We start from the raw sequence: 11724 nt of genomic DNA on the forward strand, positions 1-11724 counted from the left end.
GAAATAAAAATGCTTATTATTTCTTCATTAATTTAGTTGTTAATGATTTCTGACCATCATTTACTTCTAAAATATACATTCCTGTATTTAAGTTAGACACGTTGATGTTCGAAGAATCTAAACGACCTTTTTGCACAACGCTTCCAAGTACATTTACAATTTTATACGTCATGTTATCAGCTTTAGAAGCTAATTTAACTTGTACAAAATTTGTAGCTGGATTAGGGTATGCCATTAAGTTTACGCTTGCTTCATTTCCTAAAGCATCTCCTTTTACATCTGTAAAAGTTGTATTAAAGCTAGAAGCTGATGCTGTAATATTTACAGTATAGTCTTCTACTTCACCATCTGCGAAAGTTTCACAAGCTGTTTGTGCTGAGTTATACTTCATTGAAACACGCATTCTTGTTTGACCTAATACCGCATTTGCAGGTACTGCTACATTAGCTGTTAAGTTATTTGCACTTGACGAAGAACCTGAAACTACTTTTTCACTTGTTTCAAATGTTCCATTTCTGTTAAAGTCAATCCAAACTGCCCAGTGCTCAGTATAAGCTGTACCACTAAACCCTGCACTTACAATCATTGCATTTGTTGCGCTTCCTTGTGCTAACGTTGCTACTTTAGAAGTATTATCAATATAACCTCCATTATTTCCAGAAGCATTAGTCATTCCTCCTAATTCTACATTATCAATCCATTCATAACTAGATCTGTTTCCTTTTGATGCACAATAAGAAACTTGGTTTGATAAGGTTGTTACACTTACAACATTACTAGATGACGATACATTACCTGCTGCATCTTTTGCTCTTACAGAGAAAGTATATGCTGTTGCTGCTGTTAAACCTGTAATATTTGTAGAGGTTCCTGTTGAAGAACCTAACATTGTTGATCCTTGGTATACATCATAACCTGTTACCGCTACATTATCTGTAGATGCCGACCAGTTTAATGTTAAACTTGTTTGTGTTACACTTGATGCTGATAAATTAGCTGGTGCACTTGGTGCTGTAGTATCTGCTTGTGACCCACCAATTACAACAGTGTAATCTTCTACTTCTCCATATTGAAAAGATGCCTCACATGCGGTTGGTGTTGCGTTGTACTTTAATACTACTCGCATTCTTGTTTCTCCTGTTGTTGCTGATGTTGGTACTGTAAAAGATCCAACTACCGGAGTCGTTTTCGATGGTGCTTTTGTATAAACTGTTTCTCCTGCATCAGAAAAATCTCCATCTTGGTTATAATCAATAAATACTCCGTATCCTTCATTATAAACAGTTCCTGTCCACTTTGGAGTAATTGTTATCGTATTAGAAGCTCCTTTTTCTAAAGTCGTTGAGATTGATGTAAAATCTGAATACCCATTTCCTCCTGTTGAAGTATTATTTATGGTTCCTAATGCTACTTTTTCAATATACTCATCAGCAACACTTGCGCCTTTTGAAGTACAATAAGAAATTGTAACTGCTGGGGTTGTAAAGTTTACAGAAGTACTGTAAGCTGAGTTCCCTGAAGAACACTTGCTACGTACTTGTACTTCGTATTGTGTTGAAGCCGTTAAACCACTTAATGCTGTTGTCGTTGTAGAAACTGCACTTGTTAACCAAGTAGAAGATGAAGTTGCTTTATATCGTACATCATATGTTGCTCCTGTAACTGCAGCCCAATTTACTGTTGCTCCTGTTGCAGTAACCCCTGTTGTAGAAACTCCCGTTGGAACTGTTGCATTACACACTACCGGTGTACCAGTAATACCAGTTACTATTAATGTATAATCTTGACTACCTCCAGTTAAAGATCCTTTATTTGTAACTGTTATTGTATAAGTACCTGAAGCACCAGAAACATCTACTCTTTCAAAAGGATCTACATTGTTATCTCTCTTTGCACTAGTTGTTGCTCCTGTTAATTCATATGGTAAATATGATGTTCCTCCTTTAGTAACTCTTAAATCTAAATCATTTACTAATACAGGTGTAGTTGAATTTACAGTTGAAGTTGCAACACCTGGTCTATCTGTCCAAGAAATAGATGCTAATAACGGATTAACCCCATCAGCATCTACAGTAATTGTATAAGTTTGACCTGATGTTAATGTTAATTCTTCAATCTTAGATTTATTTCCTTTATCTGAAATTGCTTGCGCTGCTTTTTTAGTATGTAATAATCCCCAACCGAAAACGGCATCTGGACCAGAAACACCTGCATCATCAGCAGTATGAAGCGCTAAACCTTTTAAGGTAGCTGCTCTCATAAAAGCTCCACTATTCAAGTTTTTATGGTGTTGTTGTAATAATAACAATGAACCTGTAACATTTGGCGATGCCATAGATGTACCAGTAATAGAGTTATATGCAGTATCACTACTTGCATAAGTTGAGTATACATTAGTACCATTTCCAGTAATATCTGGCTTGATTCTAAAATCATCTGTTGGCCCTTCACTACTTGAACTATTAATAGAAACAGAAACTAAATTTCCGTTTGAATCAATATTTGCATCTTGTGCATTTGCTACAACTAAATTATTTTTAGATGTTGAATGCCCTGTTAACTTATCAAATCCAGAACCTCCTGTTGGATTTGTATTAGCTGTATTATCATTACCGTCGTTACCCGCAGCCACAACCATTAAATAGTTAGGTGCATTAAACATAATTTCATCCCAATTTCTAGATTCATCAATATATCCTCCAAAATAATTTTGAGGTAATTGCACCTGACCCTGTGCGTTTCTAGTTGCATAACCATAAGAGTGATTAGAAATTAACATTCCGTTAGATGCTGCCGAAGTTGCTTCAGCTTTATCACTATTCCAGTCACTTCCTCTTACTTTAGAATGAGGAGCCATTCCTTTTGCTTCTGGCTGAACACCTGATGCCATGATAGTTCCTGTTACGTGACCTGCATGAAAATTTAATGTAGAACTTCCGTCATTGATTGTAAAACGATTACTTCCTCCTGCTCCGTCATACTCCTGGTGAGTACCTCTTGCAATACCTCCATCCCATACATAAGCAGTCATTCCTTGACCCATTAAGTTTAAGCCTAAAGATCCTCCAGCATTTAAATGGTTTGCTCTTGTAGATTTAGCTGCAGCCACATTAGAAGTTGTATAATATATTGGTTTACCATTTACAACTCTTTGTAATTCAACCAAACTACCATCTTTAGTCGTAAATTTAGTTTTCCAACCTTTTTGTTTTGCAATACGTACAGCTTGTTCTTTTTCTGTTTTTGCTATTTTTTGAAAGTTTCCTTTCATTTGTTGAAGCTTCGTTAAATTGTATTTACTACGAATTTGTTCTACTTCTTTCTTGTCTTGAGCTTGTGCTTGAAAATTTAATCCAAATACAACACCAGCCAATACAAGGCCTTTTAGGTACTTTTGATTCATTTTTGAAGGGTTTAAATTAGTTGTTTAAAATGCTTTTTTTCTTAATTAAATCTTAATATTTTATCATTAATACGCCAAATATAATAAAAAAATAAAATACCCGTAATCAAATCGTTAAAAATTAGATGAATTAATAAATTATAAATAAAAAAAACCATTAAACCCAGTATAGTACTGGCTTTAACGGTTTTAAAAAAATAATTAATTTTTTACTCTTTTATTTCTTCATCAATTTAGTTGTTAATGATTTCTGACCATCATTTACTTCTAAGATATACATTCCTGTATGTAAGTTAGACACATTGATGTTAGAAGAATCTAAACGACCTTTTTGCACAACGCCTCCAAGTACATTTACAATCTTATACGTCATGTTAGTTGCTTTAGATGCCAACTTAACTTGTACAAAGTTTGTAGCTGGGTTAGGGTATGCCATTAAGTTTACGCTTGCTTCATTACCTAAGGTTTCAACAACCGCTGTTGTATGTGTACCAAAACCTGCAAATACAGCACCTGATGTAATATTAACAGTATAATCTTCTACTTCACCGTCTCCAAAAGATTCACATGCTGTAGATTTACTGTTATATTTCATAGATACACGCATTCTTGTAGTACCTAAGACTGCATTTGATGGTACTACAACATTTGCTGATAAATTACCCGCACTTGATGATGAACCTGCTACTACTTCTTCGCTTGACTCGAATGTACCATTTTGGTTAAAATCTATCCAAATAGTAAAAAATTCTGTATAAGCGCTTCCGCTAAACCCTGCACTGAAAATAATTTGATTTGTAGATCCTGGTGCAACGGTAGCTACTTTTGACGTAAAGTCTCCATAACCTCCATTAGCTGCTGATGTATTGGTCATACCTCCAAAAGAAACATAATCAATCCATTCATAAGTTACCCTGCTTCCTTTTGATACACAATAAGAAACTTGGTTTGATAAGGTTGTTACATTTACAACATTACTAGATGATGATACATTACCTGCTGCATCTTTTGCTCTTACAGAGAAAGTATATGTTGTTGCTGCTGTTAAACCGGTAATATTTGTAGAGGTTCCTGTTGAAGAACCTAACATAGTTGATCCTTGGTATACATCATAACCTGTTACCGCTACATTATCTGTAGATGCCGACCAGTTTAATGTTAAACTTGTTTGTGTTACACTTGATGCTGATAAATTAGCTGGTGCACTTGGTGCTGTAGTATCTGCTTGTGCCCCTCCAATTACAACGGTGTAATCTTCTACTTCTCCATATTGAAAAGATGCCTCACATGCGGTTGGTGTTGCGTTGTACTTTAATACAACACGCATTCTTGTTGCTCCTGTTGTTGCTGATGTTGGTACTGTAAAAGATCCAACTACCGGAGTCGTTTTTGAAGCTGCTTTTGTATAAACTGTTTCTCCTGCATCAGAGAAATCTCCATCTTGGTTATAATCAATAAATACTCCGTATCCTTCATTATAAACAGTTCCTGTCCACTTTGGAGTAATTGTTATCGTATTAGAAGCTCCTTTTTCTAAAGTGGTTGAGATTGATGTGAAATCTGAATACCCATTTCCTCCTGTTGAAGTATTGCTTATGGTTCCTAATGCTACTTTTTCAATATACTCATCAGCAACACTTGCGCCTTTTGAAGTACAATAAGAAATTGGTGTTGTACCTGTAGTTGTTACAGAGGTATTAGAAACCGTTCCGCTTCCTCCTGAAGCACAAGTAGCTTTTACAGTACAAGCATACGTTGACCCCGCTGTTAAACCTGTAATAACTTTAGATGTTCCATTCACTGTACTTGTTATTCCGTTTGCTGTTACTTCATAAGATACAGCTCCTGAAACCGCTGACCATGTTAATGTAAATCCATTATCATTAATACTAGACCCAGAGAAATTAGTTGGTGCTGCTAAAGCACAAACTTCTACATATGCTGCTCCAACACCTACTGCATGCCATGCGTTTGTAACAGATTTAACTTCGTTACTATTTGCTCCATATAAGTCTTCTGCTGCAGTAATCGATCCTGTTCTTGCGTTGGCAAAAGTTGAATTTGCTGATAAATAATTTGTTTCTAAACGGTAAGAAATTTTAGCTGATTTTGTCATACCAATAGCTGCAACATTAAATGTATTATTCACATCATTTGTTCCTGAACCTCCTACTGTTAATAAATAAAACCAATGATTTAACACTCCCGAATTCGTATGAACACCACAATAATCATTAGCTCTTGTTGGTGTACCACAATTAGGTTCTTTCCAGTAAGTACCTCCATAAGTATCTGGTTGATTTCTTTCATTAGGATTACTCATAGAACGCAAAGCTGAAGAACCTGTACGTCTATCAATTTCATCTCCAATTAACCAAACCGAAGCATCCGGCGCAAGGTCATTTCCATTTCCTTTTGCAAAGTGCTCAACAGCTGCTCCCCAAATATCAGAAAAACCTTCATTTAATCCTCCTGACTCTCTTTGATAAGCTAAATTCGCTGTACTTGAACAAATAGCATGACCTATTTCGTGCGCAGCAACATCAAGAGATGTTAATGCATCAAAATTTCCATTTCCTTCACTACCGTTCGATGTTCCATCACCGTAAGTCATTACACTACCGTTCCAAAAAGCATTATCGTAACCAAGTCCTCCAGCTACATCATCGTAATGTACATAACTGTTTATCGCTGCTCCCGAACCATTATAACTGTTTCTACTGTGTTTTGACTGAAAATAATCGTATGTTTTCTCAGCCCCCCAATGTGCATCTAAAGCGGCATTGTCTTTTGCTGAATTATCAAACTCAGCTGCTGTCCAGTTATTATCTGCATCTGTAAAGTTCGTTGAAGGATAACTAGGCTTACCTCCACTGTTGTATGTGTTAACCCCGCCTCCTCTTGTATTATCTCTTAAGGCATAGTTACTACCAACTATTCTAGTTGTTATAGATCTTGTACCACTATATCTGGTAGCTGCATTACCTGTAGCTAATGCTTCAGTAAATTTAGCAGCTAAGTTCGTAACGTTTCCTAAGTTTTTTGAAGAATGCGCATGTTCATCTAAGTGTTTAATTGTAGCATTAAAAAATAAAGCTTCTCCTGTATGAGCATCTATGTACAAATCTCCCCTGCTTAAAGGTTTTATACTATAAATATCAAATTTATATGCTAATCTTGCAGATTTTGTACCTATTACCTCTCTTGGAAGAATTAATAATTCTCCTTCTGGCCTTTTATAGTTCCCTAAGCTTTTAGCTTCTTTTGGAGCTTCCCATAGGTACTTTTGAGCACCTGTGTGAGATATGGCTCTTCTAAAGGCTGTTTGTTTAGATAATTTTGGTGTGATATTTACTTTACCAACATCATATAACTCACCATCCATAGTTCTTAATATACTATTTTTTGCGTGCGCTGTATAAGTTCCAAATTCTACTTTTACTCCTTTAAATTTTTGTTGGTATTTTTCATGAATAAATCCTAAGTTATCAACTTCTGATTTAATTTTTTGTAAGTTATCATTAGATGTTAATTTTAACTTTTCTCTAATTAAATCTGGAGCCTTTTGTATAGAGGCTTTAGAAGATTTATTGAAGTTAATTTGTTTTAAGCCTCTACTTTCTTGAGCATTGATTGCTGTTAATCCTGCCAATAAAAAAGAAGATAAGAACACTGTTCTAAAATAATTGTGTTTCATTATATGAAGGGTTTAAGTTAGTTATCGTAATGTGATTTTAATGTTAAAAACTCTTAATTTAATACCACTTACGCATCAAATATAGATAAAAAATAAACTATTCTTAAAAAATATAAAAAAATATAAAAAATATCATAAAAAAAATTCGCTAAACCTAGTGACTTACTAGATTTAACGAATTAAATAATATATAATTAATTTTTTACTCTTTTACTTCTTCATTAATTTAGTTGTTAATGATTTCTGACCATCATTTACTTCTAAAATATACATTCCTGTATGTAAGTTAGACACATTGATGTTAGAAGAATCTAAACGACCTTTTTGCACAACGCCTCCAAGTACATTTACAATCTTATACGTCATGTTAGTTGCTTTAGATGCTAACTTAACTTGTACAAAATTTGTAGCTGGGTTAGGGTATGCCATTAAGTTTACGCTTGCTTCGTTTCCTAATCTTGTAGCACTTGTGTTATCTCCGAAAGAACGAGCACTGTTAGATATATTAACAGTATAATCTTCTACTTCACCGTCTCCAAAAGATTCACATGCTGTAGATTTACTATTATACTTCATAGATACACGCATTCTTGTAGTACCTAAGACTGCATTTGATGGTACTACAACATTTGCTGATAAATTACCCGCACTTGATGATGAACCTGCTACTACTTCTTCGCTTGACTCGAATGTACCATTTTGGTTAAAATCTATCCAAATAGTAAAGAATTCTGTATAAGCTGTTCCGCTAAACCCTGCACTGAAAAGAATTTGATTTGTAGATCCTGGTGCAACGGTAGCTACTTTTGACGTAAAGTCTCCATAACCTCCATTGGCTGCTGATGTATTAGTCATTCCTCCAAAAGAAACATAATCAATCCATTCATAAGTTACCCTGCTTCCTTTTGATGCACAATAAGAAACTTGGGTTGATAAGGTTGTTACACTTACAACATTACTAGATGATGATACATTACCTGCTGCATCTTTTGCTCTTACAGAGAAAGTATATGTTGTTGCTGCTGTTAAACCGGTAATATTTGAAGAGGTTCCTGTTGCAGATCCTAACATAGTTGATCCTTGGTATACATCATAACCTGTTACCGCTACATTATCTGTAGATGCCGACCAGTTTAATGTTAAACTCGTTTGTGCTACACTTGATGCTGCTAAACTAGCTGGTGCACTTGGCGCAGTAGTATCTGCTTGTGAGCTTCCAATTACAACGGTGTAATCTTCTACTTCTCCATATTGAATAGATGCTTCACATGCCGTTGGTATTGCGTTGTATTTTAATACTACACGCATTCTTGTTGCTCCTGAGCTTGCTGATGTTGGTACTGTAAATGACCCAACTACTGGCGTTGTTTTTGATGCTGCTTTGGTATAAACTGTTTCTCCTGCATCAGAGAAATCTCCATCTTGGTTATAGTCAATAAACACTCCGTATCCTTCGTTATAAACTGTTCCGGTCCATTTTGGAGTAATAGTAATTGTATTAGAAGCTCCTTTTTCTAAAGTAGTTGAGATTGATGTGAAATCTGAATACCCATTTCCTCCTGTTGATGTATTGCTAATTGTTCCTAATGCAACTTTCTGAATATACTCATCAGCAACACTTGCGCCTTTTGAAGCACAATAGTTTGTTCCTGTTGGTGGTGTTCCTCCTCCAAACTTGTCAGATAAAGCTAAAGAACGTCTAGACCCACCTGATTCTAAAATAGTACGCATTCTGCTTTTTTGACCTAGAGTAAATAAATTCATACATGAATCATCTGAATAATCCATATAATTTTGTACCATATCTAAACTACCACAAGACACATGGTTTGTTACACATCCACCATTAGATGCATCAGATTCTGGAGTATCAGACACAAAATCATCAACACCACAACCTCCATCACCCCAAATGTGACGTAAATTTAAAAAGTGACCTACCTCGTGAGTAGCTGTTCTTCCTTTATCGAAAGGTGCAGATAAGTAAAATCCTGTACCTTTATCTGAACTTCCAAAATATTGAGGACTCATTACAACTCCATCAGTAGAAGCACTACCTCCAGGGAATTGAGCGTATCCTAAAATACCTCCTCCTATATTACAAACCCACATGTTTAAATATTGAGATGCATCCCATGGGTTAACACCACCTTGAGAAGATTTTTTCATTGCATCATTTGTACCCCAAGAAGTTTTAGTTGAAGATTTTCTTGTAATACCAGTTGTAGCATTTCCATTAAAATCTACCGTTGCTAATTTAAACTCAATTTGAGTATCAGCCGCTTGAGACCATGTATTATCTGCATCCGCGTTAGCTCTTCTAAAGTCTTCATTTAAAACATCTATTTGTGACTGAATTTGTGCAGCACTAATATTTTCTTGTGCGTTTTTATAAATAACATGAACTACTACTGGAATAGTAATAATTTGTCCTTCAACTTTACTTTGATAGTTTTGATTTTCTTGAATTTTTCTTTGGGTAAAACTCTCTATTTTTTCCATTCTTTGTTTTAAAGAAGGATCTTTTGATTGTCTATATTCAAGATTGTTCATTGAATGACAATTTCTCTCTTGCTGTGCAAAAGTTGCTCCAATAAAAAATAAGCATAATAATGCTAAAGTAATTTTTTTTCTCATTTTTGAAGGGTTTTTAAGTTAATTAAAAACAGACCCAGAGTGATGACATATTCACAATGAAAATCTATTTATTTTAAATAAATGAACAGCAAATATAAAAAAAAACACATGTAATGCTATATATACAACATTTAATGTGCTTTTTTAATAAATAACAAAAGCATAAAAAATAAATTAGGTCAGTGATGGCATAGGCTTACTAGCTATTACATATTATTTAATAATTTAGACTTTATTGGTCATTATTATTATATTTATGAAAAATTAGTTATACTTTTTATTAAAAACCTGCAAAATGCTTCAAGTTAAAAATTTAGAAATAAGTTTTAAAAACGCACCTTCTGTTGTTAAAAATATTACTTTTAGTTTACAACAAACTGAAATACTAGGTGTTGTAGGAGAAAGTGGGAGTGGAAAATCGATAACCTCTTTAGCTATTTTGGGTTTGTTGCCTAATTTTGCTACTATAAAAGGTGAAGTTTTATTTAATAATCAAAACTTATTGACTTATACCAATAACGAGTTTCAAAAAATTAGAGGTAGTAAAATAGGAATGATTTTTCAAGAACCAATGAGTTCTTTAAATCCTACGTTAACTTGTGGTTTTCAAGTTTATGAAGTTTTACAACAACATACCAATTTATCAAAAGATGAAATAAAAAAGGAAGTTATTTCTTTATTTAAAAAAGTTAAACTCCCAAGACCTGAAAGTATTTTTAATTCATATCCACATCAAATTAGTGGGGGTCAAAAACAACGTGTTGTCATTGCAATGGCAATTGCTTGTAAGCCAAAAATTTTAATTGCTGATGAACCAACAACTGCTTTAGATGTTACAGTTCAGAAAGAAATTGTTTTACTTTTAAAAGAGTTACAAGAGGAGTATAAAATGGGAATTATTTTTATTTCTCATGACTTAGCCTTGGTTTCTGAAATTGCAGATAATGTTATTGTAATGCATAAAGGTGAAATTATCGAGCAGGGCAAGGCTGGTGACTTATTTATTCATCCAAGAGAAAATTACACCAAAGCACTTATAAATTCTAAACCGAATATTAAAAAACGTTTTAAAATATTACCTACAGTTACTGATTTTATTAACGACACCGTAAATACTTCTTTATACAGTAATGAACAACGTGATATATTTCATCAAAAAATATATAATCAACCGCCGTTATTAGAAATTAAAAACCTGCACAAAAATTTTATTTCTAATGCTTCATGGTTTTCTAAACCTACTATTGTCAAAGCAGTAAACAATGTGTCTTTTAAAATTTATGAAGGTGAAACTTTAGGTTTAGTAGGAGAGAGTGGTTGCGGGAAAACTACGTTAAGCAGAACTATTTTACAGTTAGAAAGTGCTACTTCTGGAGAAATTATTTATAAGGGAGAAGATATTACCAAGCTATCAAAATCAGCATTTAAAAAACTACGAAAAGAAATTCAAATTATATTTCAAGATCCTTTTTCGTCTTTAAACCCAAGAATTACTGTTGGTGACGCCATTCTCGAGCCCATGAAAGTTCACCATATTTTAAACTCATCAAAAGAAAGAAAAGAATACGTGTATAATTTATTGGAGAAAGTTGGCCTAGAAAAGTCACATTTTAATAGATATCCGCATGAGTTTTCTGGCGGACAACGCCAACGAATTGGTATTGCGCGTACTATTGCTTTACAACCAAAATTAATTATTTGCGATGAATCTGTTTCTGCTTTAGATGTATCGGTACAAGCGCAAGTTTTAAATTTACTGAATCAATTAAAAGCTGAATTTAATTTTACTTATATTTTTATTTCCCATGATTTATCTGTTGTAAAATATATGGCCGATCAATTGGTGGTAATGAATAATGGTAGGGTAGAAGAAATTGCTGATGCTGATGAAATTTACAATAACCCAAAGACCGACTATACCAAAACATTAATAGCAGCAGTACCTAAAGGACTCTAACTTTTTTCAATGCTTTATTAATAGTATATT

At 34.0% G+C, this 11724-nt stretch carries 4 protein-coding genes; 1 reads left to right on the forward strand and 3 read right to left on the reverse strand.

Features of this window, described 5'->3' with window-relative positions; genetic code table 11:
- Positions 1-16: 16 nt before the first annotated feature.
- The 3 genes from ACQ629_RS08100 to ACQ629_RS08110 all read right to left on the reverse strand — a co-directional run bounded on the left by ACQ629_RS08100 (position 17) and on the right by ACQ629_RS08110 (position 9737).
- Positions 17-3403: a GEVED domain-containing protein gene (locus ACQ629_RS08100; RefSeq protein WP_483703928.1), complete on the reverse strand. Its 3387-nt coding sequence runs from the start codon at positions 3401-3403 to the stop codon at positions 17-19.
- A 217-nt stretch (positions 3404-3620) separates the two neighbouring features.
- On the reverse strand, positions 3621-7100 hold the full coding sequence (locus tag ACQ629_RS08105; protein ID WP_483703930.1) for a M4 family metallopeptidase: 3480 nt from the start codon (positions 7098-7100) through the stop codon (positions 3621-3623).
- 210 nt (positions 7101-7310) lie between these two features.
- Positions 7311-9737, reverse strand: coding sequence for a GEVED domain-containing protein (locus ACQ629_RS08110; RefSeq protein WP_483703932.1), 2427 nt, complete (start codon positions 9735-9737; stop codon positions 7311-7313).
- Positions 9738-10032: 295 nt separating this feature from the next.
- Here ACQ629_RS08110 and ACQ629_RS08115 point away from each other — a divergent pair, with 295 nt between their 5' ends.
- Positions 10033-11694, forward strand: coding sequence for an ABC transporter ATP-binding protein (locus tag ACQ629_RS08115; protein WP_483703934.1), 1662 nt, complete (start codon positions 10033-10035; stop codon positions 11692-11694).
- Positions 11695-11724: the final 30 nt, after the last annotated feature.

This window comes from Tenacibaculum sp. SM2510 (genome assembly GCF_057002845.1).

Excerpts from the sequence above, each read along its gene's own strand:
- ACQ629_RS08105 (WP_483703930.1), bottom strand. The coding sequence starts at position 7,100 with ATGAAACACAATTATTTTAGAACAGTGTTCTTATCTTCTTTTTTATTG.
- ACQ629_RS08100 (WP_483703928.1), bottom strand. The coding sequence starts at position 3,403 with ATGAATCAAAAGTACCTAAAAGGCCTTGTATTGGCTGGTGTTGTATTT.
- ACQ629_RS08110 (WP_483703932.1), bottom strand. The coding sequence starts at position 9,737 with ATGAGAAAAAAAATTACTTTAGCATTATTATGCTTATTTTTTATTGGA.
- ACQ629_RS08115 (WP_483703934.1), top strand. The coding sequence starts at position 10,033 with ATGCTTCAAGTTAAAAATTTAGAAATAAGTTTTAAAAACGCACCTTCT.